Raw genomic sequence first — 26,534 nt, forward strand, 5'->3', positions numbered from 1 at the left:
TCAGCGCACCACGACGGAACTGGGTTCGCGAGGGGCGCCCAGCATGTCGCGATGTGACGGCGGTCGGCGTCCGCCCTCGTCGGTGATGCCGTAACGCTCGGCCAATTCGGCGGTGATCAGGGTGTACCCACTGAGGTCGCGCACGGCAGGGTCGCGGTACAGCGCATCGATGACATGCCCGGCAAATTCCGGTGTCTCGGCCTGGGCGCTGAAATCGCTCAGCGCCTGGGTGTTTTCACCGAAAGCCGCCCGCAACCGCTCGGTCAGCAGAATGCCCAGCCACAGTGACACCACCGAAACAGTGGTCTCGCCGAAGTCCACGGCCATGTCGGCGACCATCTTGTCGACACCGGCTTTCTGCGCGCCATAGGCAGGCCCGTGCATGTAACACACCGAGCCCGGCGAAGATGTGAACACCATCAGCGCGCGCTCGCGCTGGGCCAGCAGCGGCGCGGCGTGCCACGCCGCAACGTAGGAGGACCGCAGCCCGACATCGAGGACATCGGCCAGCTCGCGAGGCTTGCGCCAGAACGGCTTCCGATCGACCAGATGATCAGATATCGCCGCGGCGTTGTTGACCAGCAGATCCAGCCGGCCGCACGCATTGTGCACTCGCTCGAAGACCCGACCCACCGCATCGTCGTCTCGGTGGTCGACGGTGAGGCCGGTGCCCCAGTGCGGGCGGTCGGCGATGGTTCGACCGGTGCCATACACCCGCCAACCGCGGGCGGCCAGGGCAACGGCGATGCCTTGGCCCGCGCCCCGGCTGGCGCCGGTGACGACGGCGACCGGTGCATCCTGGCCGGTCACGGCGCATCCACCCGGACGGCGACACCAACTGCGCCGGAGCCGACATGCACCGACAACAGCGGACCCATGTCGGTGACCGTCAGCGCAGAGATCTGCGGGAGACGTTGTGTCAGGGTGGCGCCGAGTTCATCGGCGCCGTCGTGGTTGTCCACGTGGTGAACCACGACCTCGGCTGAGCTCTCGCCGACCACCTCGACGACGCGTTCCACCATGGCGGCGTGCGCCTTGTTGACGGTGCGGATCCGCTGATCGAGTACCAGCCGGCCGTCGACGTCCAACATCAACAGTGGTTTGAGCGACAGGGCTGTGCCCAGCCAGGACGCCGCGGTGCGCAAGCGGCCGCTGCGGCGCAGATTGTCGAGACGGTGCACCACCAAGAAGACGTGGGTGTGGTTGACCGCCTTGCGGGCCGCCGCCTCGACGGCATCGAGGTCGACCTCGGCTCGGGCGGTGCGGGCCGCCTCTACAGCGATCAAGCCCACCCCCATGGCCGCCGAGCGCGAATTGACCACTCGAACCGAGGGCCCGAACTCCCGCGCAGCCATCACCGCCGCGCTGTAGGTCCCCGACAATGCGGCCGAAATATGCACGGCAACAACGCCGTCCCCGTTGCTGTCGGCCAGGGCTTGTCGATAGACGTCGGACAGATCAGCCGGGGTGGCACCGGCTGTGGTGACTTTGGGACGGTCGTGCACGTCGAACGGGATGTCGTCGCAACCGTCACGCAGATCCGTACCGTCGATCAGGACGTGCAGCGGCACCTCCAGGATGCCCCATTGCGCGCGCTGCTCGGCAGACAGACGCGACGACGAATCGCTGACCACTATGACGGACATGGTCGGTCATCCATGCGAATCAGATACCTGCACACCAGCTTCGGCCAGGCCTTTGACCATCAGGTCGGCGACCGCCTGATGAGCCTCGAAGTTCCAGTGGATCCCATCGGGGTTGCCCCGCCCGCCGAGCACCTCGTCCTCGACCGCGGCTTTGAGGTCAACCAGCGGCACACCGTGGGCGCCCGCCCATGCAGTGATCGCCGCGACGGTACCGGCCCGACCATGGTGGGCCATCCCGTAGGTCGGCGCGATGTGCACCGACGGCAGCGACGCCACCACCGGGATGCCGGGCCGGTTGAAGTCGATGGCTGCCCGGGTCATCTCGAGGTATTCGACGGTCAGGTGCGGTGGCAGTGCGGCCCGCGCCACCGGCGAGAGCCGCGGTTGCACCCAGCCGTAACCGTCCCGGGCCCAGCGTCGCAGCCGAGTCGGTCGGACATAGCGAATGAGCTCGCGCAGCGCGGTGGGCAACGGCGAGGGCAGCGAGTCCATCCCCGAAGTGGCGAAGATCACCGCTCCGGCGCGCGGCAGTGCGGCCCACGAGCGCGGATCCTGGGTGGCCGCCCACCACACGTCACGACTCGTCCAGCCGATCCGACCGATCAGCTCCACGTCCCAGTCAAGTTGTCGGGCAACGATATTCGGCCAGATCCTGGGATCATCTGACGGCAGCCCGCCGGTCGGTCCGTAATAGGACAGCGAGTCGCAGAAGATCAGCAGGGTCCGGCGCGGTGCGGTCATCTACAGTACGTCCCCCGCGACCTGCGCCGATGCGTTCCACACGTCCAGCCGCCACCGGATGTCGTCGAACGACGCCCCGGCGCCGCCGGTGCGGGTATGCCCGGCCAACTGCACCCAGCTGGCGTTGCCCATGCCACCCAGCACCGGCCAGTTGTCCACCGGTAGGTCCAGCAGCGCCGCGGTCAAAGCCGCGATCAGTCCGCCGTGCGCGACCAAGATCACCGGCCGGTCGTCCCGACCCCATTCGATCTGCCCCGCGACCAGTTCACGGACCAACGGCACGCCGCGTGCGGCGACGTCGACACGGCTCTCACCGCCGTGCGGTGCCCAACGCGCGTCCTCGCGCCATGCGAGTCTGGCTCCAGGTGCGGCGGCATCCACCTCCAGGTGAGTCATCCCCTGCCAGTCGCCCAGGTGGGTTTCCCGCAGCCGGGTGTCGATGCCGACGGGAAGGCCGCTGCGGTCACCGAGGGCGACCGCGGTGTCGAGCGCGCGGCGCAGGTCCGATGACACGATCAGCAGCGGCTGCCGTTTGGCCAGCGACTCCGCCGCCGCAATGGCCTGATCCCGGCCCAGGTCGCTGAGCTCGGTGTCGAGCTGACCCTGCATGCGGCTGCCGGCGTTGTACTCGGTTTGCCCGTGGCGCAGCATGACCAGACGGCGGATCGTCATGGACCGCCCTCCGCGCGGTCGGCGCTGAGATCCACTTCGACCGTCGGGCAGTCCCGCCAGAGCCGGTCGAGCGCGTAGAACTCGCGTTCGTCGGCGTGCTGGACGTGTACCACGATGTCCACGTAGTCCAGCAGTGTCCACCGCCCTTCACGGGTGCCCTCGCGCCGGGCCGGCTTGTAGCCCGCCTGCCGCATCTTCTCCTCGACCTCGTCGACGATGGCGTTGACCTGCCGGTCGTTGGACCCCGACGCGATAACGAAGCAGTCGGTGATCACCAACTGACTGGACACGTCGATCACGACGACATCCTCGGCGAGTTTGGCTGCCGCTGCTCGCGCGGCGATCCGTGCCATCTCGATGGCTTCCTGTGTGGCGGTCAGGGATGCTCTCCTTGTCCTGCGTTGCTGGAGTTGCGATATAGATTGCGCTTGGCGACATACTGCACCACACCGTCGGGGACCAGGTACCAGATGGGCCGCGACTGCCCGGCGCGCACCCGGCAGTCGGTCGACGAAATCGCCAGTGCCGGCACCTCGACGAGGTGCAGCGCATCAGAGGGCAGTTCGGCCATCGCAGCGGTGATGTGGCTGCCGTCGAGTTCGTAGCCCGGTCGGCTGACACCGATGAAGCTGGCGATCGAGAACATGTCCTCCCAGTTCTGCCACGACAGGATGGAGGCCAGCGCATCAGCACCGGTGATGAAGTACAGGTCGGCGTCCGGGTTGGCGGCCCGCAGGTCCCGCAGCGTGTCCTTGGTGTAGGTGGGCCCGCCACGGTCGATGTCGACCCTGCTGACCGAGAATCGCGGGTTGGACGCGGTCGCGATCACCGTCATCAGATAGCGGTCCTCGGCCGCGGTGACACCCCCGCTGCGCTTCTGCCAGGGCTGACCGGTCGGGACGAAAACCACTTCGTCGAGTTCGAACAGGTCGGCGACCTCACTGGCCGCCACCAGGTGCCCGTTGTGGATGGGGTCGAATGTGCCGCCCATCACGCCGAGCCTTCTGCGCTGTCGACCCTCTCCTTGCCCCGACATCGCCGTCAGACCGGCAGCAGCGCGTCGATCACCGACGCCAGCTGCTTGGCCGACCGGCACTCGTGCATCGTGATCAGGTCCTCGTAGCGCGGCACCGCCGAATCCCCACTGCCCCACAGGTGGCGGGGCTCCGGGTTGAGCCAGTGCGCATGCCGGCTCGCATTGACCATGTGGGCGAGCAACTCGGTCTCGGGGTTGCGGTAGTTGTTGCGCCCGTCGCCGAGGATCAGCAGCGCGCTGCGCGGGGACAGCACATTCGGATACTTGTCCAGAAACGACACGAACGCGTGGCCGTAGTCGGAGTGACCGTCGCGGGTGTAGACCCCTGCCTCGCGGGTGATCCGTTGTACGGCCACCGCGAGATCAGCCTCCGGACCGAACAACTCGGTGACCTCATCGGTGGTGTCGATGAAGGCGAAGACCCGAACCCGGGAGAACTGCTGGCGCAGCGCGTGCACCAGCAGCAACGTGAAGTGGCTGAAGCCGGCCACCGAGCCGGACACGTCGCAGAGCACCACCAGCTCGGGTCGGGCCGGATGTGGCTTCTTGAGCACTACGTCGATCGGGACGCCGCCGGTGGACATCGACTTGCGCAGCGTCTTGCGCAGGTCGATCTCCCCGGCGCGGGAGCGGCGCCGCCGCGCGGCCAGCCGGGTCGCCAGCGTGCGTGCCAGCGGGGCGACGACTCGGCGCATCTGGCGCAGCTGTTCGCCCGAGGCCCGCAGGAACTCGACGTTCTCGGCCAGCTGCGGCACCCCGTAGGTCTGAACGTGGTTACGACCGAGCTGTTCGGCGGTACGGCGTTTGGTCTCCGCTTCGACCATTCGGCGAAGTTGCGTGATGCGCTGGGCAGCAAGAGCTTTAGCGATCTGCTCCTGCGTCGGGGTGGGTTCGTCACCGTAAGGTGCCAGCAACCCGGCCAGCAGCCGACCTTCCAGGTCGTCCAGACTCACCGCTTTGAGTGCCTGATACGACGAGTAGGACGGCCCGCGACTGGAGTTGTAACGCCCATAGGCCTCCACGATCTGGGCGATCATTGCGGCCAACCGTTCGTCGAGATTGGCCAATTCCTCGTTGTCGCTGAGCATATCGACCAGCGCCTGGCGCAGCGCCTCGATGTCCTCGGGCGGAAGGCCGTCCTCGGAGTCGGAATCTTCATCGAGCACCGTCTTGACGCCCAGCGCCGCCGGGAAGTAGAGGTCGAACAGCACATCGTAGGTCTCGCGGTGATCCGGGCGGCGCAGCACCGCACACGCGATACCCTCCCGCAGCACCTGGCGGTCCCCCAGCCCCAGCGTAGCCATCACCCGGCCGGCATCCACGGTTTCCGATGGACCCACCGAAATACCTTGTGCCCGAAGCGCTTCGACGAACTCGACGAGGTGCCCGGGGATTCCGTGCGGAGCCAGGGGCTGAGGCGGGCTGGTGCGGCGGACGGCCATCAGTTCAGCCTCAGCTCCCCGGCGGCCTTGATCTGGTCGGACTGGTGCTTGAGGACGACGCCCAGGGTGGCGGCGATGAGCTCGTCGTCGATGGTGTCCAGGCCCAGCGCCAGGATGGTGCGACCCCAGTCGATCGTCTCGGCCACCGACGGCAACTTCTTCAGCGCCATGCCGCGCAGCACGCCGATGATGCGGACCAGCTCGTCGGCCAGGTGCGCCGGCAACTCCGGCACCCGCGACAACAGGATGCGCCGCTCCAGGTCGGGGTCGGGGAAGTCGATGTGCAAGAACAGACAGCGCCGCTTGAGCGCCTCAGAGAGTTCCCGGGTGGCGTTGGAGGTCAGCACCACCAGCGGACGACGCTGCGCGGTGATGGTGCCCAGCTCGGGCACGGTCACCGCGAAATCACTGAGCACCTCCAGCAGCAGGCCCTCGATCTCGATGTCGGCCTTGTCGGTCTCGTCGATCAGCAACACCGTCGGGTCGGTGCGCCGAATGGCGGTCAGCAGCGGCCGGCTGAGCAGGAACTCCTCGGAGAAGACGTCGTCTCTGGTGCGATCCCAGGCTTCACCGTCGCCCCCGGCGCCCGCGTTCCCAGCCTGGATGCGCAGGATCTGCTTGGCGTGGTTCCACTCGTAGAGTGCGCGGGCCTCGTCGACTCCCTCGTAGCACTGCAGCCGCACCAGCTCCGAACCGGTCGACTGTGCGATGGCCCGGGCCAGTTCGGTCTTGCCGACCCCGGCGGGCCCTTCCACCAGCAGCGGCTTGCCCAACCGATCAGCGAGGAAGACCGCGGTCGCGGTGGCGGTGTCGGGCAGATACCCGGTTTCGGCCAGCCGCTTGGCGACGTCGTCGATGTCGGCGAACAGCGGCACGGTGTGCGCGGGGAGACTCACAGGTCTTCTCCTTCTCCTAGGCCGGACGGGTGTGGCCGTCGCCCCACACGATCCATTTGGTCGAGGTCAGCTCTGGCAACCCCATCGGGCCACGCGCGTGCAGTTTCTGGGTGGAGATGCCGATCTCGGCACCGAAGCCGAACTGTTCTCCGTCGGTGAACGCGGTAGAAGCGTTCACCATCACCGCGGCGGCATCGACGCGTTCGGTGAACCGTTGCGCGGCAGCGAGATCGGTGGTGACGATGGCTTCGGTGTGTCCGGTGCCGTAGTCGTTGACGTGCGCGATGGCCCCGTCGACACCGTCGACGACGGCCAGCGCGATGTCCATCGAGAGGAACTCGGCGCGCAACTCGTCCTCGGACGGATCGGCGTGCACGGTCACCCCGGCCTCCTGCAGCGCGGCCGTCAGCCGAGGCACCGCGATGTCGGCGATGGCGGCGTCGACCAGAACCGTCTCCGCGGCGTTGCACACACTGGGGCGGCGGGTCTTGGCGTTCAGCAGAATCTTCTCGGCCATGTCGAAGTCGGCGGACTTGTCCACGTAGACATGGCAGTTCCCCACGCCCGTCTCGATGGTGGGCACCTGGGCGTCGCGCACCACCGCATCGATCAGGCCGGCCCCGCCGCGCGGGATGACTACGTCCACCAGTCCGCGGGCCTGAATGAGGTGGGTGACCGACGCCCGGTCGGCGCTGGGCAGCAGTTGCACAGCGTCACAGTCGAGTTGCTCGCTGGCCAGCGCCGCTCGCAGTGCATTGACCAGCGCTTCGTTGGACTGCGCGGCCGAGGAGCTGCCGCGCAGCAGCACCGCGTTACTCGACTTCAACGTCAGTCCGAACGCATCGACGGTGACATTGGGCCGACCTTCGTAGACGATCCCGACCACCCCGAGCGGCACCCGCTGCTGACGCAGCTGCAGACCGTTGACCAGGGTGCTGCCGCGCAGCACCTCCCCGACCGGGTCGGGCAGGCCGGCGACCTGGCGAAGACCGTCGGCGATGCCCTCGATCCTGCTCGGGTTCAGCGCCAGCCGGTCGAGCATCGCCGCGGGTGTGCCGGCACCACGGGCGACGTCCAGGTCGGCCTCATTGGCGTCGAGGATGACGCGGGTGTTCATCAACACATGGTCGGCAGCCGTGCGCAGCGCGCGGTTCTTCACCTCGGTACTCAGGGTGGCCAGCACGCGGGCGGCGCTGCGGGCGCGCCGGGCTGCCTCGTGGACCTGCTCGCGCAGATCAGGTGCTGATGGTGCCTGCACACTCATCAGGCCAGGGTATCGGGTCTTCGGACCGCCTCGTCGGCAAGGGTGACGGTTGTCGAACGCTACCGTTTGTGAGTGTGACGCGAGTGTGCGTGGTCGGCAGCCTCAACGCCGACCTGATCTTCTCCGTCGGCGCGCTGCCGCGTCCGGGCCAGACGGTGATGGCCGCGGACCTGATCACCGCACCGGGTGGCAAGGGTGGCAATCAGGCGGTCGCCGCGGCCCGCGCCGGCGCCGATGTGGCACTGGTCGCCGCAGTGGGGACCGACACCGCCGCCGACGAACTGCGGTCCCACCTCCGCGACAACGGCGTGGACCTGTCCGGGGTGAGCACGGTGCCAGGCCCGAGCGGATGCGCGGCGATCGTCGTCGACTCGGCCGCCGAGAACTCGATCGTGGTCGCGCCCGGGGCCAACGCCCATTTCGGCGTAGATTCGCCCGGGCTGCGTGCCGCGGTCACCGGGGCAGACGTCATGTTGACGCAGCTCGAAATACCGCTGTCGACAGCGGTCGCGGCAGCGCGCTGGGCGCGTGCCGCCGGAGCCGTGGTGCTGGTCAACGCGTCGCCGGCCGGAGGCGACCCCGCAGGTCTCGCGGAGCTGGCCGCGCACACCGACGTGGTCGTCGTCAACGAGAACGAGGCGCCGCGCTGGCTCGACGATGACCGCCTGCGCGTCGAGCACCTGGTGGTCACCCGTGGCGCGCACGGGGCCCGCCACATCAGTGACGGGCGTATCCGGGAGGTGCCGGCGCCCGTGGTGCAACCGGTCGATACGACGGGCGCCGGTGATGTGTTCGCCGGGGTACTGGCAGCGGGGTGGCTGGCCGGCCCCAAGCTCGCCTTGCGCCGAGCATGTGCTGCCGGAGCATTGGCCACACTGGTGTCCGGGGCCGGTGACTGCGCCCCCTACAGTAAGGCGATCGACAACGCCCTGACAGGAGGTCCCGATGACCAGCGCGCCCCGACCACCCGAGGGTGATTGGCTCGGTACCCCGTTTCTGCGCTTCACCCGGGAATCCGGGTTCGGGGTGTGCACACTGGACCGCCCCGAGGCCCGCAACGCGATGACGCCGGCGATGTACTTCGGCATCCGTTACGCGGTACGCCACGTCGATGCCGACCCGGATCTGGCGGGTCTGCTGATCACCGGCACCGGGGACGTCTTCGCCCCCGGCGGCGACATGGGCGGCGGGGACGGCTCGGACAACTGGTTGACGTTCGGCTCGGCGCTGGGCATGGACGTGACCCCGTTCGAGACGCTGCGCCAATCCACCAAACCGGTGGTCGCTGCGGTGAACGGGTTGTGTCAGGGCGGTGGACTACAGATCGCGCTGTGCTCGGACATCGCGGTGGTCAGCGACCGGGCGACCTTTCGGGTGCCCGAACTCTTCCGCGGGATCGCCGACACCTACTACAGCCACATGCTGGCCCGTCTCATCGGGCCGGTGCGTACCCGCGACCTGATGTTCACCGGCCGCACGCTGACCGCGGCCGAGGCGCTGGACTGGGGTCTGGTGGCCCGGGTGGTGCCCCACGAGGAGCTGCCCGGCGCCGCGCGGGAGGTGCTGGCCCAGTGCTGTCGCACCGCACCGCACGCTCGCAGCGTCGTCAAGGCCAGCCTGGACAACTACCTCGGGCTCTACGACCGCATCGGGATGCAGGCCAGCCTGGGTGCACCGGAGTCCATCGAAGGGTTCCTGGCGTTCAAAGAACGTCGGTCACCGAATTGGGTTCATCCGGGTCTGCGCATCGACGGGCGGTTGTGAGCGTCGGCGCGTCAGCTCTGCGGAACTGAGCGCTCGATCTCGTCGAGCCACGTCCGCGCGGACATGTCCGACGGGGCGCGCCAGTCACCGCGCGGCGACAGTGAGCCGCCGGCGGAGACCTTCGGGCCGTTCGGCAGTGCCGAACGCTTGAACTGGCTGAACGAGTAGAACCGCTGGGCGAAGACCTGCAGCCAGTGCCGGATCTCCTTCAGCGAGAACGATGGCCGCTCGTCCTCCGGCAACCCTGGCGGCCAGTCCCCGCGCTGCGGGTCACTCCAGGCGTGCCACGCCAGGAACGCCACCTTCGACGGCCGGAACCCGTAGCGAAGCACCTGGAACAGCGAAAAGTCTTGCAGGACATAAGGTCCCACCTTGCTTTCGCTGCTCTGGATCTCCTCGTCCTCGCCTGCGGGCACCAGCTCGGGACTGATCTCGGTGTCGAGCACCGACTGTAAAACCTCGTTGACCGCGTCGTCGAACTGATGTGACGAGATCACCCAGCGAATCAGGTGCTGGATCAACGTCTTGGGCACCCCGCCGTTGACGTTGTAGTGCGACATCTGGTCACCGACGCCGTAGGTCGACCAGCCCAGCGCCAGCTCGGACAGGTCACCGGTGCCCAACACGATCCCGCCGCGCTGGTTGGCCAGCCGGAACAGATAGTCGGTACGCAGGCCGGCCTGGACGTTCTCGAAGGTCACGTCGTAGACCTCCTCGCCGCGGGCGAACGGGTGATCCATCTCGGAAAGCATCAGCTGCGCCGTCGACGAGATGTCGATGGTCTGAAAGGTCACACCGAGCGCCTCGGCGAGCCGGGTCGCGTTGTTGCGGGTGCGGTCGCCGGTGGCGAACCCGGGCAGCGTGAACGCCAGGATGTCGCTGCGGGGCCGCTGCTCACGGTCCATCGCCCGGGCGGCGACGATCAGCGCATGGGTGGAGTCGAGGCCACCCGACAGGCCGAGCACGATCTTCGGGTAATCCAGCACGCGCAACCTCTGCTCGAGCCCGGAGACCTGGATGTTGTAAGCCTCGTAGCAGTCCTGCTCCAATCGGGCCGGGTCAGCCGGCACGAACGGGAAGCGCTCCACCTCGCGACGCAATCCGATGTCCTCGGCCGGTGGATCGACCCGGAATTCGATCCGCCGGAAGGAATCGTCGTCGATCAGGTGCTGGCGCCGGTTGTCGTCGAAGGTCCCCATCCGGATGCGTTCGTTGCGCAGCAGCTCGACGTCGACGTCGGCCACCGACCGGCGCTCGCCTTTCGGGAACCGCTCGGACTGCGCCAGACACACCCCGTTCTCCCAGACCATGGTCTGTCCGTCCCAGGCCAGGTCGGTGGTGGACTCGCCCTCCCCGGCCGCGGCGTACACGTAGGCGGCCAGGCAGCGCGACGACGCCGACCGCGCCAGTAGGCAGCGGTCCTCGCTGCGGCCGATGGTGATCGGACTGCCCGACAGGTTGGCCAACACCGTCGCACCGGCCAGGGCTGCCTCGGCGCTGGGCGGTATCGGGACGAACATGTCCTCGCAGACCTCGACATGCAGCACGAACGCGGGGATATCCTCGGCCGCGAACAGCAGATCGGGCCCGAACGGCACGTCGGCGCCGCCGAGCCGGATTTCGCCGGCCTCGTCATGACCGGACGCGTACTGTCGCTTCTCGTAGAACTCCCGGTAGGTCGGCAGATAGGACTTGGGCACCACACCGAGCACCCGACCCTTGTGGATCACCACTGCGGTGTTGTAGATCCGATTGCGGTGGCGCAGTGGCGCTCCGACCACCAGCACCGGCATCAGGTCGACCGACCCGGCGACCACCGACAGCACCGCCCGTTCGGCCGCCTCCAGCAGGGCATCCTGCATCACGATGTCCTCGATGGAGTACCCCGTCAGATTCAGCTCCGGGAACACCGCCACAGCCACACTGTCGTCGTGGCATCGGCGCGCGACGTCCAGCACCGTCTCCGCGTTGCCGATTGGGTCGGCCAGGGCGGTGTGGTGGGTGCACGCGGCCACGCGCACGAAGCCATGGCGGTAGGCGGAGTAGAAATCCATGCCTCATTGTTGCCCGTAAACCAAACGGGGTATGCACGTGGCCATGAGTGACACCGTGGTGCTGGTCGTCGACATGATGAACACCTACCAGCACGAGGATGCCGAGGTGCTTGCCGACAACGTCGCCGCGATCATCGATCCGCTGTCGAAACTGGTCGCCGAGGCTCGTCGGCGCGACGACGTCGACCTCATCTACGTCAACGACAACTACGGCGACTTCTCCACCGAGTTCGGTGACCTGGTCACCAACGCGCTCAACGGTGCCCGGCCTGAGCTGGTCAAACCCATCGAGCCCGACGACGGCTGCCGATTCATGACCAAGGTGCGGCACAGCGCGTTCTATGCGACGTCGCTGGCTTACCTGCTCAACCAGCTCGAGCCCCGCCGCTTGGTGTTGACCGGGCAGGTCACCGAGCAGTGCATTCTCTACACCGCGCTGGACGCGTATGTGCGCCATTTTCCGGTGGTGGTGCCGCGGGATGGGGTGGCCCACATCGATGCCGGTCTGGGTGAGGCAGCGCTGCAGATGATGGAACGCAACATGGACGCCGAGGTCGTGGCGGCTGCCGAGTGCCTGCCCTGACGCCGATGCCTACTGTGGGGGACGTGGAATCACCTGAACTGGTTGCACTGCTGCGGGGCCGCCGCGTGGCGGTGCTGACGGGCGCGGGCATGTCCACCGACTCTGGCATCCCCGACTACCGCGGGCCCGACTCGCCGCCGAGCAACCCGATGACGATCCGTCAGTTCACCTCGGACCCGACTTTTCGCCAGCGTTACTGGGCGCGCAACCACGTCGGCTGGCGGCACATGGACGACAAGCGGCCCAACGCCGGCCACCGAGCGCTGGCGGCACTCGAACGGGCCGGCGTGGTCACCGGCCTGATCACCCAGAACGTGGACCTTCTGCATACCAAGGCCGGCAGCCACGCCGTAGTGGACCTGCACGGCACCTACGCGCGGGTGGTGTGCCTGGAATGCGGGCACCGGATGTCTCGCTCGGCGCTGCACGACCTGCTCGACGCAGCCAATCCGGGTTTTCTGGAACGTGCTGAGTCGGTGGGCGCCATCGCGGTGGCACCCGACGCCGATGCGATGCTCGACGACACCGCGGGCTTTCGGATCGTCGATTGCCCCGAGTGTGGCGGAATGCTCAAGCCCGACATCGTCTACTTCGGCGAAAGCGTCCCCAAAGCCCGCGTGGATGTTGCGTATTCGATGGTCGACCATGCCGATGCGCTGCTGGTCGCGGGTTCGTCACTGACGGTGTATTCGGGCTACCGATTCGTCCGCCACGCCTGCGCTCGTGGTATCCCGGTGGCGATCATCAACCGCGGTCGCACCCGCGGCGACGATCTGGCCTCGGTCAAGATCGACAACGGTTGCTCACCCATGCTTGCGTTGCTGGCCGACGAACTGCCTGCCCCAGCCGCCCCGGAGCTGAGCGCGTGACGACACCACTGGCGCGGCTGCGTCCCCCCACCGGACCGGTGCACGGACGCTGGGGGTTGGGTCTCGGGGAGTTGGCGGCGCGCATCAGTCGGGCACCCGAGCCGCTGGACGCGGCGCTGCGTCACCTCAATCATTTCGGCGCGCTGGTCATCAGCGACGACTCGGTGGAGTTCGACGGGGATTCCGTCGCTTGGTCCGATGTTAAGGACATCGAAACCCACAGTCTCGTCGGGTATCTCGTGTCCGGGGCATTGGACAAGCAAGTCGGCAAGCTGCCGCTGCCCCGGTTCCCGGGGCGCCGACTTGCGATCGGGCTGGCCTCTGACGCGGCGCTGACTGCGCTGGTCGTCGTAGCCGGTGGGCCGCTCAAGACTGTGTTCGAGGTGCAGATTCCGGCCGAGGTGAACTACAAGGCGAGGTTGCGCAACCGCACCTTGGCCGCAGGCGTGTTGCCCACCCTGTTGATGGCGGATCCGGCGGTGCGCGAAACCTTGATCCAGACTGCCAAAGCGAACGGCGTCACCGTGCGGCATGCCGACAACGACGCCATCGACGACGCCGAAAAAAGACTTCAGAAGATCAAGGCACTTTGGGATAAGCTGGCTTCGCTCGCCGAAAAGCACTCTGGCTGAGCCGGATACACCTTTTTGTCAGACCCCGGTGCGATCATGGGTTCATGTCTTCGGTCGCAACGGACAGCGGGGCCGACGTCGGGTCTCCGGCGGAGCGGTTGGCGGTGTTGTTCGATGAGGTCGCCGAGTTGTGTGGGCAGCGCAATGCCATCGATGGCCGTCTGGTGCAGATCGTCGCCGAGATCGACCGTGACGGGTTGTGGTGCATCACCGGGTGTCGGTCGGTGGCGGCGTTGGTGGCCTGGAAAACCGGTGTCTCCCCGAACAACGCCACGTCCATGGTGGCGATCGCCGACCGGCTCACCGAGTTCCCGCGCTGCGTGACGGGGTTGCGGGAGGGTCGGTTGTCGCTGGATCAGGTCGCGGTGATCGCCCAACGCGCCGGTGCGGGCTCGGACGAGCATTACGCCGAGCTGGCCCAGAGCGCCACGGTCACCCAGCTGCGCACCGCCATCAAACTCGAACCCCGACCCGACCCCGATCCACGTCCACAGCCGAGGCCGTCGATCAGTACGCGGGTCAACGGGGACATGACCTGCTGGACCATCTGGCTGCCGACCATCGAATCAGCGAAACTCGAAGCCGGGCTGGCATCCCAGCACGACGGGCTGATCGCTGACTGGAAACGCGACCACACCATCGACACCAGCGACGACAGCACCGACCCCGACACCGACGGGTCGGCTGCCCGGCCGCCGATGCCCACCCGGGTGGATGCGTTGATGGCGTTGGTCGAGGCCGGATGGGATGCCGAGGTGGCGGCCCGCCCGCACGGGCAGCACACCACCGTGATCGTGCATGTCGATGTCACCGACAAGCTCAGCTCACTGCATCTGGGTCCGCTGCTCTCCGACGCCGAGCGGCAGTATCTCGGTTGTGACGCCACCGCCCAGGTGTGGTTCGAACGCGACGGTCAGCTGATCGGGTCCGGGCGCACCACCCGCACCATCAGCCGCCGACTGCGCCGCGCCCTGGAGTATCGCCACCCCACCTGCGCGGTACCCGGGTGCGGGGCCACCCGCGGCCTGCATGCCCATCACCTCCGGCACTGGGAAGACGGCGGACCCACCGACCTGGACAACCTGGTGCTGCTGTGTCCCTGGCATCACCGCGCCCATCACCGCGGGGCCATCACCATCACCGGCACAGGACACAACATCACCGTCACCGACGCCACCGGCCAAACACTGCACCCCGGATCACTGGCCCGACCACCCACCACCACCGCACCCGACGTGGCGCCCTACCCCGGCCCGACCGGCGAACGCGCCCACTGGTGGTGGTACGACCCCTACCAACCACCCCCACCCACCCACACCAACTAGGCCCGGCAACACCTGTTGCGCCAGAACCACATTGACCGCGTCAGGCAGGCACCAGATCGTCGGCGTGCACCACAGGGCGGCGCATCTCGGTAGGCAACTCCGAGGTGGAGCGGCCTAGCATGCCCGCCAGCTCGGTGGCGTCGTAGGCGACCACACCCCGGCCCACCAACGCCGAGTCCTGCGCCCGCAACTCGACCACGTCGCCACCGTAGAACCGGCCCGACAGCGCCGTGATACCAGCCGGCAACAACGAGCGGCGCTGACGCACAACAGCGTTGACGGCACCGTCGTCGAGAGTCAGCGTTCCTGACGCCTCGGCGGCATAACGCACCCAGAACCGGCGCGAGGACATCCGGGTAGCGCGTGGCGCGAACACCGTGCCCACCGACGCGTCGGTCAACGCGGTGGCCGCGTCGGCCGCCGCAGCCAGCAGCACGGGCACACCGGCGTCGGAGGCCAACAGTGCCGAAGAGAGTTTGGAGACCATTCCCCCGGTGCCCAGGCTGCTGCCGCGACCGGCGGTCACCCCGACTAGGTCGGCCGGGCCGCTGACCTCGGGGATGAAACGCGCCGGATTGTCCTCCGACGCCTTGCGCGGATCTCCGTCGTAGAGGCCGTCGATGTCCGACAGCAAGATCAACGCATCGGCCCCGACCAGATGAGCCACCAACGCCGAGAGCCGGTCGTTGTCACCGAACCGAATCTCGTTGGTGGCCACCGTGTCGTTTTCGTTGACAATCGCCACGGCATGCAGGGCGCGCAGCCTATCCAACGTCCGCGCGGCGTTGGTATGTTGGGCCCGCATCGAGATGTCGTGCGCGGTCAGCAGGACCTGCCCCACGGTTCGCTGGTAGTGCGCGAACGCGGCGCTCCAGGTGTTCACCAGCGCCACCTGCCCCACGCTGGCGGCAGCCTGCTTGGTGGCCAGGTCCGTGGGGCGCCGGGTCAGACCCAGGGGCTCGATGCCTGCGGCGATCGCGCCCGAGGACACGATGACCACATCGGAACCGGACTGCATCCGGGCCTCGATCGCGTCGGCCAGATTTTGCAGCCGGCTGGCGTCGAACTTGCCCGACTGAGTGGTCAGCGCCGTGGTGCCGATCTTGACGACCACCGAACGCGCGTTGCGGATAGCCGCGCGGTGGATGGACTCCACGCTCACCCGTCGCTCTCCCGACGAGCTTTGCGGGCAGCCTTCCGCTCGTCAGCGGAGATCCGTCCGGTCTGTTCCAGGCGAGCATCGGTGCCGCGCCCCGACATGGGGACATCCACACCGGCCGGCGTCTGCGGCTCCCAGTCGAAGGTCATATCACCGATCGTGACCGCACATCCGGGCGTGGCACCGAGCTTGAGCAGCTCGTCCTCCACCCCGAGCCGGGCCAGCCGGTCACCGAGATAGCCGACAGCCTCATCGTTGTCGAAGTTGGTCTGCGCCACCCAACGCTGCGGGCGGGTCCCGGAGACGACGAAGCCACCGTCGCCGTCGGGCTGCACCGAAAATGCCGTCTCGTCAACAGGAATCGGTCGGATCACCGGTCGGCGCGCCACCACCTCGGGCTGGGCCGCCCGATATGCCGAGACCATCTCCCACAGCCCGAAAATCAACGGTCGCAAACCTTCTCGTGTCACTGCAGAGACCTCGAACACCCGCCACCCGAATTTCTCGGAGACTTCCGCGCGAACGAAATCGGCAAGTTCGCGCGCATCGGGAACGTCGATCTTGTTCAGTACCACCGCACGTGGTCGCTGCGCGAGGTCGCCGAGCGCGGAGTCGCCCTGCAGCGTCGGGGTGTAGGCAGCCAACTCGGCTTCGAGCGCCTCAATGTCGGAGATCGGGTCACGGTCGGGCTCGAGCGTGGCGCAGTCGACGACGTGCACCAACACCGCGCACCGCTCGATGTGACGCAAGAAATCCAGTCCCAGCCCGCGGCCTTCGGACGCGCCCGGGATCAGTCCGGGGACGTCGGCGACGGTGAAGGTGTGCTCCCCGGCCGAGACCACACCCAGGTTGGGGACCAACGTGGTGAACGGATAATCGGCAATCTTCGGTTTGGCCGCCGAGATCGCCGAGACCAACGAAGACTTACCGGCCGACGGGAAACCGACCAGCCCGACGTCGGCGACCGTCTTCAGTTCCAGCGTCAGCTCGCGCGTCTCCCCTTTCTCGCCGAGCAATGCGAATCCGGGGGCTTTGCGGGCCCGCGAGGCCAGCGCGGCGTTTCCCAGTCCGCCGCGCCCACCGGCCGCGGCTTCGAACCTGGTGCCGGCTCCGACGAGGTCGGCCAGCAGCCGACCCTTCTCGTCGAGCACGACCGTCCCGTCGGGGACTTTCACCTCCAGGTCTGAACCGGCAGCTCCGTCCCGGTTGCTACCGGCGCCCTGCTTGCCGGACGGCGCGACGACGTTGGGATGGAAGTGGAAGTCGAGCAGGGTGTGCACCTGCGGATCGACGACGAAAACCACACTTCCGCCCCGGCCACCGTTACCGCCGTCGGGACCACCCAGCGGCTTGAACTTCTCGCGGTGCACCGAGGCGCACCCGTTGCCACCATTACCGGCCCGCGCGTGGACCACGACGCGGTCGATGAACCGGGGCATCGGACTACCTTTCCATGACGAAATCTACGTTTTGCGGGCGATGTGCGAGAGCCCTGCGAGCAAAACGGCGATCTCGACGCGGAAGTCAGGCCTCGCTGCGGGTGACGCGGACGATGTTGACGAACTTGCGGCCGCGCTTCGTGCCGAACTCCACAGCACCCGGTGCCGTCGCGAACAGGGTGTCGTCACCACCACGCCCGACGTTGACGCCGGGGTGGAAATGGGTCCCGCGCTGGCGGACCAGGATCTCGCCGGCCTTGACGACCTGGCCGCCGAACCGCTTGACGCCCAGTCGCTGGGCGGCGGAATCGCGACCGTTGCGTGAGCTCGAAGCGCCCTTCTTGTGTGCCATCTCTCTCGCTCCCGTCGTTACTTGATGCCGGTGACCTTGAGCACCGTCAGCTGCTGACGGTGGCCCTGGCGCTTGTGATAGCCGGTCTTGTTCTTGAACTTGTGGATCCGGATCTTGGGGCCCTTGGTGTGTTCGAGCACCTCGCCGGTGACGGCGACCTTCTCCAGCGCCTTGGCGTCGGTGGTCACCTTCGCGCCATCAACCACCAGCGCCACGGGCAGCGAGACCGAGGAACCGGGCTCGACGTCGAGCTTCTCCACCTTGACGATGTCGCCGGCCGCCACCTTGTACTGCTTGCCGCCGGTCTTCACGATCGCGTACGTGGCTGTTTGCGCTGCCATCGTTGGTCTTCCTCTGCTTCGCGTGCGGGCGCGCATCACCCGAGGGTGTGCGTGCGGGTCTGGGTGCGGGAACATCCCGCTCTCCGGCCGACCGGGGGCCGGACCTGGAGACAACTGTTCAAGGTTACGTGACCAGCGGCTGGAGAATCAAACCGCTCAGTCCTGGCTGGGTGGTCCGGCCGGGCGAGCAGCGGCGCGCCGGCGCTGTCGACCGGGGCGGGCCGCGACGACCGGCTCGTCGTCGGACTCGTCCTCCGTGTCCTCAGACTCGTCGTCCGAATCATCCTCGTCGTCCGAATCGTCCTCGTCGTCCGAATCATCATCGGAGTCGACGACGTCGATGTCGTCCTCGATCTCTTCCTCGTCGTCGTCGAGGTCGATCTCGTCCTCATCGGTGTCGTCGTCAGAGTCATCATCGGTGTCGTCGTCGGTGTCATCGGCGTCGTCGGTATCCCTGCCGACCGCCCGGCGGATGGTGTCCGGTTCGAGCTCGGCGACGTCTACTGCAGCATCCCCGGACTCGTCGTCGTCCTCGTGCTTGCCGTTGGCGGCGGCCATCGCCTTGAACATCGGGTGGTCACCGGGGCTGTGCGAGGGCAGTTTGGCGACCTGGACCTCCTGCTCGCGGGCGCCGCGCTTGCCACGCTTGCCGCGGCGGCCGCCACCGGACTCGGACTTACGTCCGCCACCCGACGAGTTCGAGTCAACCGGATCGCCATGTAGCACGATGCCACGCCCGGCGCAGTGCGTACACGGTGTGGAGAACGCCTCGATGAGCCCGGTGCCGAGCCGCTTGCGGGTCAGCTGCACCAGCCCCAGCGAGGTCACCTCGGAGACCTGGTGGCGGGTCCGGTCGCGGGCCAGCGCCTCGGTCAACCGGCGCAACACCAGGTCACGGTTGGATTCCAGCACCATGTCGATGAAGTCGATGACCACGATGCCGCCGATGTCGCGCAACCGCAGCTGCCGCACGATCTCCTCGGCCGCCTCCAGGTTGTTGCGAGTGACGGTCTGTTCGAGATTGCCACCTGAGCCGGTGAACTTGCCGGTGTTGACGTCCACGACGGTCATTGCCTCAGTGCGGTCGATCACCAGCGTGCCGCCGGAGGGCAACCACACCTTGCGGTCCATCGCTTTGGTCAGCTGCTCGTCGATGCGGTGCACGGCGAACACGTCGGGGGCATCCGCGGCCGCAGGTTCGTACTTGGTCAGCCTCGGCATCAACTCGGGAGCCACGGCTTCGACGTAGTCGTTGATCGTCTTCCATGCCTCGTCACCGGAGACGATCAACCCGGAGAAATCCTCGTTGAACAGGTCGCGAATGACCTTGACCAGCACATCGGGCTCTTCGTAGAGGGCCACCGCGGCACCGGCCTTCTTCGCGGTGATCTCGGCGGCTTTGGCCTCGACCTCGCCCCAGCGCTTCTGCAGCCGCTCGACGTCGGTGCGGATGTCGTCTTCCTTGACGCCTTCGGAGGCGGTGCGGATGATCACCCCGGCGTCCGACGGCACCACCTCGCGCAGTATCTCCTTGAGTCGCTGGCGCTCGGTGTCGGGCAGTTTGCGGCTGATCCCGGTCGATGACGCACCGGGCACGTAGACCAGGTAGCGACCGGCCAGACTGACCTGAGTGGTCAGCCGGGCACCCTTGTGGCCGACAGGGTCCTTACTGACCTGAACGACGACGTAGTCGCCCGGTTTGAGGGCCTGTTCGATCTTGCGGTTCTGCCCGCCCAGGCCGGCAGCTTCCCAGTTCACCTCACCGGCGTAGAGCACACCGTTACGGCCGCGGCCGATGTCGACGAACGCCGCCTCCATCGAGGGCAGCACATTCTGCACGATGCCGAGGTAGATGTTGCCGACCAGCGACGCCGACGACGCCGAGGTGACGAAGTGCTCGACGACCACGCCGTCCTCCAGAACCGCGATCTGGGTGTAACGGGCTCCCTCGTGCGGCGGTTCGGTTCGAACCTTGTCGCGCACGATCATGGTCCGTTCCACGGCCTCCCGGCGCGCCAGGAACTCGGCCTCGGACAGGATGGGCGGGCGCCGACGGCCCGCGTCGCGCCCATCGCGGCGACGCTGCCGTTTGGCTTCGAGCCGGGTGGATCCGCTGATCCCCTGGATCGCGTCGGGGTCGGCAGTGTTCTTGTCGCCGCGGTCGTTCTTGCGGGGCTCGCGCTCGTGGACGACCGTGTTGGGCGGATCATCGGACGAGCCGCTGCTGTCGTTGTCGTTACCGGAGCCGGATTTGCGGCGTCGCCGACGGCGCCGCCGCCGGGTGGTCCCGTCGCCGCCGTTGCCGTCGTCGTCGTCGTCGCTGTCCTCGTCGTCGGAGTCAGACTCGGCCTGGGAATCACCGTCGCCGTCGGACGGCGCGTCCTCACCATTCTGCTCGCCGCGCCCCCGGCCACGCCCCCGCCGACCACGCCGACGCCGTTTGGCCGCGCCCGCCGGACGTCCACTCTGGTCGTCGTCGGAGTCGGCGTCGTCGTCGGAGTCGTCGTCGTCAGAGTCCTCGTCGTCAGAGTCATCGGCCCCGGTGTGGCGGTCATCGAACCGCACGGGCTGCGGAGCGACGAACAACGGCAGGTAGTCGGCGGGCTCAGCGGCCGGCGCTGCCGGTGCCTCCAGTATCAGCCGAGACTCCGGCTCTTGCTCGGCCTGCTCAGGGGCCTCGGCCTGCTCGGGGGCCTCGACGGGCTGTCGGGGTTCGTCGACAGCGGAGTCAACCGCTTCGTCGGCGGCGGCATCGACCGCGACCGGCTCGGCTTCCGGCTGGGCGAGGACCTCCCGCACCCGGTCGGCTTCCTCGCGGCCGACTGTCGAGTGCGCACTGCGCGCCCTGCCGTCGAGTTCGACCAGCGCGTCGATGATCCGCCTGCTCGTGGTGCCGAGCACCCGGGCCAGCGAATGGACTCTCAACCGTTCCGGCGGCGCTTCCTTGACTCCACCGGCAGAGGCAGCAGGTTGCTGTGTCTCTTCCGGGAGGTCGTGGGTCGGGACTGCAGAATTCTCATTGTCGGCCACGTATTCTCCTCAAGCCCCCGGGCGCGTCGTCATGCTGACGCGGCCACGCGAGGGCTACCGATTTGGCGTCCGAGCTCCGATTTCTCGGTACTCCCGAACTCGTTATGGTCTTGCTCCGAGTAGATCCCGCGGGATGTAGCTCGGTGCCGGTCTGAATGATGGCTGGACGGGTCCGCGCCGCACCGCGTCACCGGTGGTCGCGCTCGTCGAAGTCTTCATTCGGGTAGCCGACCCGGGTCTGTCGGGACGGTCACCCTCGCCCAGTATCCCACACCACAACGAGTGAACCGTTCAGGCCGGGTCTGTCGCGTCGGTGACGACGCCGTTGGGCCCTGGCCCTCGACGCTGTCGCGCCCTAGCTCCCGGGGAACCAGAGCGCGATTTCGCGCGCCGCCGACTCGGGCGAGTCCGAACCGTGCACCAGGTTGAACTGCGTCTCCAGCCCGAGGTCACCGCGAATGGTGCCGGGCACGGCCTTCTCGACGGGATCGGTGCCGCCGGCCAGCTGGCGGAACGCTGCGATCGCGCGTGGCCCCTCCAGGACCGCGGCCACAACCGGACCCGAGGTGATGAACTCCAGCAGAGACCCGAAGAACGGTTTGCCGTCGTGTTCGGCGTAGTGAGCGCGCGCCAGGTCCTCGCTGACGTTCTTGAGCTCGAGCGCGACGATGGTCAGGCCTTTGGCTTCGATTCTGCTGATGACCTCCCCGACGAGCCGGCGCTGCACACCGTCGGGCTTGATCAGAACCAGGGTTCGCTCAGTCACGGCCGACAGCCTACCCAGTGCTCACTCGGGCTCGGGCTGCTGACCGGGCAGCAACCCGCGCCGCTGGCGGCGCAACACCTCGGCCCGCAGGTAAGCGATCAACAGCCACACCACCAGGAACAGCACGCCGATGAAACCCAGTCCGGGATAAATCGCCCATCCTGCGACCAGGATCAACTGCGCCGCCAAGTTTGCCCGCATCGCCCAGGGCCGCCCCTGTAGACCCGCCAACAACACCAACAGCACCGCCGTACCGATCACGTAGCCGGTCGACCACGGGGTCAAGCCGCCTCCGACGGCCCCGACCACCGGCAGCGCCAGCAGCACGACGATTGCCTCCAAGATCAACGTGCCGGCCGTGACGCCCCGGAAGCTGCGCCAGGGGTCGGGCGCCGACGTCTGTTCGCTCACGCCGGATCCTTTCCGAACAAGGTCCGGGCCGCGCCTGCGGTCACCACCGAACCCGTGATCACGATTCCCGCGCCGCTCAGTCCCACACCGCTCTGGTCGTCGGCGCCGGAATCCTCCACCAGCGCGGTCGCCGTTTCGATCGCGTCGGGCAAGGTGGCCGCCACGATCACTCGTTCCGGACCGAAGATCTCCTCGGCTTTGACAGTGAGCGCGTCGACCTCCAGCGCCCGCGGGGAGCCGTTGTGGGTGACCACCAGCTGATCGAAGGCCGGCTCGAGGGCCGCCAGTATCCGGTCGACATCCTTGTCGGCCATCACCGACACCACACCGACCAGGTAACGGAAGTCGAACTCCTCATCCAGCGCCTGCGCCAGCGCCGCGGCGCCGGCCGGGTTGTGCGCAGCATCGATGAAAACCGTTGGGGCGCTGCGCATTCTCTCAAGTCGCCCGGGTGAGGTGACGCTGGCGAATCCGGCCCGCACCGCGTCGAGGTCGAGTTGCCGTTGCGCTCCGGCGCCGAAGAAGGCCTCCACCGCGGCCAGTGCGAGCACCGCGTTGTGTGCCTGATGTTCGCCGTGCAGCGGCAAGAAGATCTCGGAGTAGACGCCACCGAGACCCTGCAGTTCCAGCAGCTGACCTCCCACGGCCGTCGCGCGGTTGAGTACCGCGAATTCGGAGTCCTCCCGGGCTACCGCCGCGTCGGCGCGCACCGCCTGCGCGAGAAGGACTTCCATGACCTCGGATGGCTGGCGTCCGATCACCGCGACGGTGTCGGTGGGGACGAGGTCGTCGCGCTGTTTGGTGATGATGCCGGCCTTCTCCCCCGCGATCGCAGCCAGATTGTCACCGAGGTAGTCGGTGTGGTCCATGCCGATCGGAGTGATGACGACTACCGGCGCATTGACGACGTTGGTGGCATCCCAGCGCCCGCCGAGCCCGACCTCGACGACGGCCACCTCGACCGGGGCGTCGGCGAACGCCGCGAACGCCATCGCGGTGAGAACCTCGAACTTGCTCATCCGGGGCCCACCGGCCGCCTCGGATCGTCCGTCGACAAGTTCGACGAACGGTTCGATCTCGCGGTAGGTGTCGACGTAAGTGGCCGGGCTGATGGGCACGCCGTCGATGCTGATGCGCTCCACCGCCGACTGCAGGTGCGGGCTGGTGGTGCGGCCGGTGCGGCGGTGCAGCGCGGTCAGCAGTGCGTCGATCATGCGCGCCACCGAGGTCTTGCCGTTGGTGCCCGCGATATGAATCGACGGATAGCCCCGCTGCGGCGAGCCCAGCATTTCCATCAGCGCCTCGATACGGGCCGTGCTGGGCTCGATTTTCGTCTCCGGCCACCGCTGATCGAGCAAGTGCTCGACCTGCAGCAGGGCAGCGACCTCGTCGGGCGTGGGTTCGGGGAGGGTCATCGCTACTGCGCCGGCAACGCGGCCAGGCGTGCGGTGATGCGCGCGACCTCTTCTTCGGCCACCTGCTGGCGGGCGCGGATCTTGTCGACGACATCGGCCGGCGCCTTGGCCAAGAACGCGTCATTGCCCAGCTTCGCAGACGTACCCGAGAGCTCCTTCTGCGCCGCACCCAGATCCTTCTCCAGCCGCCGCCGCTCGGCGGCCACGTCGACGGTGCCCGAGGTATCCACCTCGACGACGACGGTGGCGTTCGTCAGGCGTACCTCGACCGCTGCCGAAGCGGTGAAGTCGTCGGCCGGCGGGGTCAGCCAGGCCAGCGCGCTGACCGCTGGGACGTGGGCGTCGAGACCGGCCACGCTGATCTGTGACAGTCGCGCAGGGACCCGTTGCCGGTCGGCCAGACCTTGATCGCTTCGGAACCTGCGCACCTCGGTGATGAGCTTCTGCACGTCGGCGACCCGTTGCGCGGCAGCGGGATCGACGCCGATGCCGCTGGGCTTCGGCCATTCGGCGATGACCAGGGACTCCACTTTTCCAGCCGCTTCGCTCGCCCCGGACCCACCACTGAGCGTCTTCCACAACACCTCGGTGACAAACGGCATCACCGGGTGGAGCAGTTTGAGCAGCGTATCCAGCACGGCAGCGAGCACCGCGGTCGTGTGCGCAATCCCTTGGCCGAGCTGAACTTTGGCGAGTTCGACATACCAGTCACAGAATTCGTCCCAAGCGAAGTGGTAGAGCGCTTCGCAGGCGCGGTTGAATTCGTAGCCGTCGAAAGCCGCGTCGACCTCGGCGCGCACTTCTTCGAGCCGACCCAGGATCCACCGGTCGGCGTCGGTGAGTTCGTCGGGCGCCGGCAGCGGAGCCGGCGCGGCACCGTTGAGCAGCGCGAACCGGGTGGCGTTGAACAGCTTGGTGGCGAAGTTGCGTGATGCCCGCGCGTGGTCCTCTCCGATGGACAGGTCACCGCCCGGGCTTGCGCCACGGGCCAGGGTGAACCGCAGCGCGTCGGCGCCGAACATCTCCACCCAGTCCAGCGGATCGATGCCGTTGCCTCGTGACTTACTCATCTTGCGACCGTGCTCGTCGCGGATCAGCCCGTGCAGGAACACGTTGTCGAACGGGACCTGCGGAGCGCGGGAGCCGCCCCCGGTGATCGCGGCGTCGTCGGCCACAAACGTGCCGAACATCATCATCCGCGCCACCCAAAAGAACAGGATGTCGTATCCGGTCACCAACACCGAGGTGGGATAGAACTTCGCAAGTTCGGGTGTGCGGTCCGGCCACCCCATCGTCGAGAACGGCCACAGTGCCGAGCTGAACCAGGTGTCCAGCACATCAGGATCCTGTTCCCAGCCTTCCGGCGGCGTCTCGTCGGGACCGACACAGACGATTTCACCGTCTGGTCCGTGCCAGATCGGGATGCGGTGCCCCCACCACAGCTGTCGGGAGATGCACCAGTCGTGCATGTTGTCGACCCAGTCGAACCACCGAGGTTCCAGGCTCGCCGGGTGAATCACGGTGTCGCCGTTGCGCACCGCGTCGCCGGCGGCTTTGGCCAGCGTCTCCACGCGCACCCACCACTGCAGGCTCAGGCGCGGTTCGATCGGTTCGCCACTGCGCTCGGAGTGCCCGACGCTGTGCAGGTAGGGACGTTTCTCGGCGACGATACGGCCCTGCGCGGCCAGCGCTTCACGGACTGCCACCCGGGCCTCGAACCGGTCCATCCCGTCGAATTGCGTTCCGGTGTCGGTGATGCGGCCCTTGGTGTCGAGCATCGAGGGCATCGGCAGCTGGTGTCGCAGGCCGATCTCGAAGTCGTTGGGGTCGTGGGCCGGGGTGACTTTGACCGCACCTGTGCCGAACTCGGGGTCGACATGCGCGTCGGCGACCACGATGATCTCGCGCTCCAGGAACGGATGCGGCAGGCTCTGCCCGACCAGGTGGCGGTACCGCTCATCGTCGGGGTGCACGGCGATCGCGGTGTCTCCGAGCATGGTCTCCAACCGGGTGGTGGCGACCACGATGTGCGGCTGGTCGTCGGACAGCGACCCGTAGCGGAACGACACCAGCTCGCCCTCGACGTCCTCATACTTGACCTCGAGGTCGGAGATCGCGGTTTCCAGCACCGGCGACCAGTTCACCAGCCGCTCGGCCCGATAGATCAGTCCGGCGTCGAAAAGCCGCTTGAAGATGGTGCGCACGGCCCGGGAAAGAGTCTCGTCCATGGTGAACCGGTCGCGGCTCCAGTCCACGCCGTCACCCAGACGCCGCATCTGGCCCCCGATGGTGCCACCGGACTCACGTTTCCAGTCCCACACCTTGTCGATGAACAGTTCGCGGCCGAAGTCCTCTTTGGTCTTGCCCTCGGCGGCCAGTTGCTTCTCCACCACCGACTGGGTGGCGATACCCGCGTGGTCCATGCCGGGCAGCCACAACACCTCGTAGCCCTGCATGCGCTTGCGGCGGGTCAGCGCGTCCATGAGCGTGTGGTCGAGCGCATGGCCCATGTGCAGGCTGCCGGTGACATTGGGCGGCGGCAGCACGATCGAGTAGGCCGGTTTGGCGCTGGCCGGGTCGGCGGTGAAGTAACCGGCCCGAACCCAGCCTTCGTAGAGCTCGGTTTCCACCGCCGCCGGATCCCAGGTCTTGGGTAGGGCGTCGAGACCGGGGTTGGTGAGAGGCTGGGAGGTCACC

Annotated in this window: 25 protein-coding genes; 6 read left to right on the forward strand and 19 right to left on the reverse strand. The window is 67.6% G+C overall.

What is annotated here, in order from left to right; all coding sequences use genetic code 11:
• Genes KXD98_RS16555 through KXD98_RS16595 form a run of 9 tightly spaced genes read right to left on the reverse strand, consistent with a single transcriptional unit; the run spans position 1 to position 7,697 of the window.
• Positions 1-810: an SDR family NAD(P)-dependent oxidoreductase gene (locus KXD98_RS16555; RefSeq protein WP_260759454.1), complete on the reverse strand. Its 810-nt coding sequence runs from the start codon at positions 808-810 to the stop codon at positions 1-3.
• Positions 807-1,646, reverse strand: coding sequence for a DegV family protein (locus KXD98_RS16560; protein ID WP_260759456.1), 840 nt, complete (start codon positions 1,644-1,646; stop codon positions 807-809). The genes KXD98_RS16555 and KXD98_RS16560 overlap by 4 nt, the downstream gene beginning before the upstream one ends.
• A 6-nt stretch (positions 1,647-1,652) precedes the next feature.
• Entirely contained in the window at positions 1,653-2,387 is a 735-nt protein-coding gene (gene octT, locus KXD98_RS16565) for a diglucosylglycerate octanoyltransferase (protein ID WP_260759457.1), read from the reverse strand.
• Positions 2,388-3,059 carry a glucosyl-3-phosphoglycerate phosphatase gene (gpgP, locus tag KXD98_RS16570; RefSeq protein WP_260759458.1) on the reverse strand — a complete coding sequence of 224 codons (672 nt, stop codon included), beginning with the start codon at positions 3,057-3,059 and terminating at the stop codon, positions 2,388-2,390.
• On the reverse strand, positions 3,056-3,439 hold the full coding sequence (gene rsfS / locus KXD98_RS16575; RefSeq protein WP_260765250.1) for a ribosome silencing factor: 384 nt from the start codon (positions 3,437-3,439) through the stop codon (positions 3,056-3,058). Before rsfS ends, gpgP begins: the two co-directional genes overlap by 4 nt.
• On the reverse strand, positions 3,436-4,050 hold the full coding sequence (gene nadD, locus KXD98_RS16580; RefSeq protein WP_260759459.1) for a nicotinate-nucleotide adenylyltransferase: 615 nt from the start codon (positions 4,048-4,050) through the stop codon (positions 3,436-3,438). Before nadD ends, rsfS begins: the two co-directional genes overlap by 4 nt.
• Before the next feature lie 50 nt (positions 4,051-4,100).
• Positions 4,101-5,537, reverse strand: coding sequence for a VWA domain-containing protein (locus KXD98_RS16585; RefSeq protein ID WP_260759460.1), 1,437 nt, complete (start codon positions 5,535-5,537; stop codon positions 4,101-4,103).
• Positions 5,537-6,433, reverse strand: a complete 897-nt coding sequence (locus tag KXD98_RS16590; RefSeq protein ID WP_260759461.1) for a MoxR family ATPase — start codon at positions 6,431-6,433, stop codon at positions 5,537-5,539. The genes KXD98_RS16585 and KXD98_RS16590 overlap by 1 nt, the downstream gene beginning before the upstream one ends.
• 16 nt (positions 6,434-6,449) lie before the next feature.
• Positions 6,450-7,697 carry a glutamate-5-semialdehyde dehydrogenase gene (locus KXD98_RS16595; protein WP_260759462.1) on the reverse strand — a complete coding sequence of 416 codons (1,248 nt, stop codon included), beginning with the start codon at positions 7,695-7,697 and terminating at the stop codon, positions 6,450-6,452.
• Between the two features lie 68 nt (positions 7,698-7,765).
• On the opposite strand from KXD98_RS16595, the gene KXD98_RS16600 reads away from it, so the two are divergent.
• Together KXD98_RS16600 and KXD98_RS16605 are read left to right on the forward strand one after the other, a co-directional pair.
• Complete coding sequence (locus KXD98_RS16600; protein ID WP_260759463.1) at positions 7,766-8,674, forward strand: ribokinase; 909 nt, start codon at positions 7,766-7,768, stop codon at positions 8,672-8,674.
• Positions 8,643-9,461: an enoyl-CoA hydratase/isomerase family protein gene (locus KXD98_RS16605; RefSeq protein ID WP_260759464.1), complete on the forward strand. Its 819-nt coding sequence runs from the start codon at positions 8,643-8,645 to the stop codon at positions 9,459-9,461. Before KXD98_RS16600 ends, KXD98_RS16605 begins: the two co-directional genes overlap by 32 nt.
• Before the next feature lie 11 nt (positions 9,462-9,472).
• Here the strand turns inward: KXD98_RS16605 and KXD98_RS16610 are convergent, their stop codons facing one another.
• Entirely contained in the window at positions 9,473-11,515 is a 2,043-nt protein-coding gene (locus tag KXD98_RS16610; protein ID WP_260759465.1) for an NAD(+) synthase, read from the reverse strand.
• A gap of 43 nt (positions 11,516-11,558) precedes the next feature.
• Between KXD98_RS16610 and KXD98_RS16615 the strand changes: the two genes are divergently transcribed.
• From KXD98_RS16615 to KXD98_RS16630, 4 genes are all read left to right on the forward strand, one after another.
• Positions 11,559-12,098 (forward strand): cysteine hydrolase family protein, encoded by a 540-nt coding sequence (locus KXD98_RS16615; protein WP_260759466.1) that lies wholly within the window; start codon positions 11,559-11,561, stop codon positions 12,096-12,098.
• 23 nt (positions 12,099-12,121) lie between these two features.
• Entirely contained in the window at positions 12,122-12,967 is an 846-nt protein-coding gene (locus KXD98_RS16620; RefSeq protein WP_260759467.1) for an NAD-dependent protein deacetylase, read from the forward strand.
• A 71-nt stretch (positions 12,968-13,038) separates the two neighbouring features.
• Positions 13,039-13,599, forward strand: a complete 561-nt coding sequence (locus KXD98_RS16625) for a hypothetical protein (protein ID WP_260759468.1) — start codon at positions 13,039-13,041, stop codon at positions 13,597-13,599.
• Between the two features lie 44 nt (positions 13,600-13,643).
• On the forward strand, positions 13,644-14,924 hold the full coding sequence (locus KXD98_RS16630) for an HNH endonuclease signature motif containing protein (protein WP_260759469.1): 1,281 nt from the start codon (positions 13,644-13,646) through the stop codon (positions 14,922-14,924).
• A 40-nt stretch (positions 14,925-14,964) separates the two neighbouring features.
• Here KXD98_RS16630 and proB read toward each other — a convergent pair whose 3' ends face one another.
• From proB to KXD98_RS16675, 9 genes are all read right to left on the reverse strand, one after another.
• A complete protein-coding gene (gene proB, locus KXD98_RS16635) occupies positions 14,965-16,080 on the reverse strand; it encodes a glutamate 5-kinase (protein WP_260765251.1) in 1,116 nt (371 codons plus the stop codon).
• Between the two features lie 2 nt (positions 16,081-16,082).
• Positions 16,083-17,522 carry a GTPase ObgE gene (gene obgE / locus KXD98_RS16640; RefSeq protein ID WP_260759470.1) on the reverse strand — a complete coding sequence of 480 codons (1,440 nt, stop codon included), beginning with the start codon at positions 17,520-17,522 and terminating at the stop codon, positions 16,083-16,085.
• A gap of 85 nt (positions 17,523-17,607) precedes the next feature.
• Positions 17,608-17,874 (reverse strand): 50S ribosomal protein L27, encoded by a 267-nt coding sequence (gene rpmA, locus KXD98_RS16645; protein WP_260759471.1) that lies wholly within the window; start codon positions 17,872-17,874, stop codon positions 17,608-17,610.
• Positions 17,875-17,891: 17 nt separating this feature from the next.
• On the reverse strand, positions 17,892-18,215 hold the full coding sequence (gene rplU, locus KXD98_RS16650) for a 50S ribosomal protein L21 (RefSeq protein ID WP_260759472.1): 324 nt from the start codon (positions 18,213-18,215) through the stop codon (positions 17,892-17,894).
• 156 nt (positions 18,216-18,371) lie between these two features.
• Positions 18,372-21,245 (reverse strand): Rne/Rng family ribonuclease, encoded by a 2,874-nt coding sequence (locus tag KXD98_RS16655; protein ID WP_396881472.1) that lies wholly within the window; start codon positions 21,243-21,245, stop codon positions 18,372-18,374.
• A 355-nt stretch (positions 21,246-21,600) separates the two neighbouring features.
• The gene (gene ndk / locus KXD98_RS16660) at positions 21,601-22,011 is read right to left on the reverse strand and encodes a nucleoside-diphosphate kinase (RefSeq protein ID WP_260759474.1); all 411 of its coding nucleotides are present in this window, start codon (positions 22,009-22,011) and stop codon (positions 21,601-21,603) included.
• A 21-nt stretch (positions 22,012-22,032) separates the two neighbouring features.
• Positions 22,033-22,422: a DUF4233 domain-containing protein gene (locus KXD98_RS16665; protein ID WP_260759475.1), complete on the reverse strand. Its 390-nt coding sequence runs from the start codon at positions 22,420-22,422 to the stop codon at positions 22,033-22,035.
• Positions 22,419-23,837: a folylpolyglutamate synthase/dihydrofolate synthase family protein gene (locus tag KXD98_RS16670; protein WP_260759476.1), complete on the reverse strand. Its 1,419-nt coding sequence runs from the start codon at positions 23,835-23,837 to the stop codon at positions 22,419-22,421. Before KXD98_RS16670 ends, KXD98_RS16665 begins: the two co-directional genes overlap by 4 nt.
• A gap of 2 nt (positions 23,838-23,839) precedes the next feature.
• Positions 23,840-26,533, reverse strand: coding sequence for a valine--tRNA ligase (locus KXD98_RS16675; protein ID WP_260759477.1), 2,694 nt, complete (start codon positions 26,531-26,533; stop codon positions 23,840-23,842).
• Between the last annotated feature and the right edge of the window lies 1 nt (position 26,534).

The sequence above is a fragment of the Mycobacterium sp. SMC-4 genome (assembly GCF_025263265.1).
Classification (GTDB): Bacteria; Actinomycetota; Actinomycetes; order Mycobacteriales; family Mycobacteriaceae; genus Mycobacterium.

What these genes read in the sequence shown, in the direction of transcription:
- KXD98_RS16560 (WP_260759456.1), bottom strand. Translation starts at nt 1,646, where the DNA reads ATGTCCGTCATAGTGGTCAGCGATTCGTCGTCGCGTCTGTCTGCCGAG.
- octT (WP_260759457.1), bottom strand. Translation starts at nt 2,387, where the DNA reads ATGACCGCACCGCGCCGGACCCTGCTGATCTTCTGCGACTCGCTGTCC.
- gpgP (WP_260759458.1), bottom strand. Translation starts at nt 3,059, where the DNA reads ATGACGATCCGCCGTCTGGTCATGCTGCGCCACGGGCAAACCGAGTAC.
- nadD (WP_260759459.1), bottom strand. Translation starts at nt 4,050, where the DNA reads ATGGGCGGCACATTCGACCCCATCCACAACGGGCACCTGGTGGCGGCC.
- KXD98_RS16585 (WP_260759460.1), bottom strand. Translation starts at nt 5,537, where the DNA reads ATGGCCGTCCGCCGCACCAGCCCGCCTCAGCCCCTGGCTCCGCACGGA.
- KXD98_RS16595 (WP_260759462.1), bottom strand. Translation starts at nt 7,697, where the DNA reads ATGAGTGTGCAGGCACCATCAGCACCTGATCTGCGCGAGCAGGTCCAC.
- KXD98_RS16605 (WP_260759464.1), top strand. Translation starts at nt 8,643, where the DNA reads ATGACCAGCGCGCCCCGACCACCCGAGGGTGATTGGCTCGGTACCCCG.
- KXD98_RS16610 (WP_260759465.1), bottom strand. Translation starts at nt 11,515, where the DNA reads ATGGATTTCTACTCCGCCTACCGCCATGGCTTCGTGCGCGTGGCCGCG.
- KXD98_RS16615 (WP_260759466.1), top strand. Translation starts at nt 11,559, where the DNA reads ATGAGTGACACCGTGGTGCTGGTCGTCGACATGATGAACACCTACCAG.
- KXD98_RS16630 (WP_260759469.1), top strand. Translation starts at nt 13,644, where the DNA reads ATGTCTTCGGTCGCAACGGACAGCGGGGCCGACGTCGGGTCTCCGGCG.
- obgE (WP_260759470.1), bottom strand. Translation starts at nt 17,522, where the DNA reads ATGCCCCGGTTCATCGACCGCGTCGTGGTCCACGCGCGGGCCGGTAAT.
- rpmA (WP_260759471.1), bottom strand. Translation starts at nt 17,874, where the DNA reads ATGGCACACAAGAAGGGCGCTTCGAGCTCACGCAACGGTCGCGATTCC.
- rplU (WP_260759472.1), bottom strand. Translation starts at nt 18,215, where the DNA reads ATGGCAGCGCAAACAGCCACGTACGCGATCGTGAAGACCGGCGGCAAG.
- KXD98_RS16670 (WP_260759476.1), bottom strand. Translation starts at nt 23,837, where the DNA reads ATGACCCTCCCCGAACCCACGCCCGACGAGGTCGCTGCCCTGCTGCAG.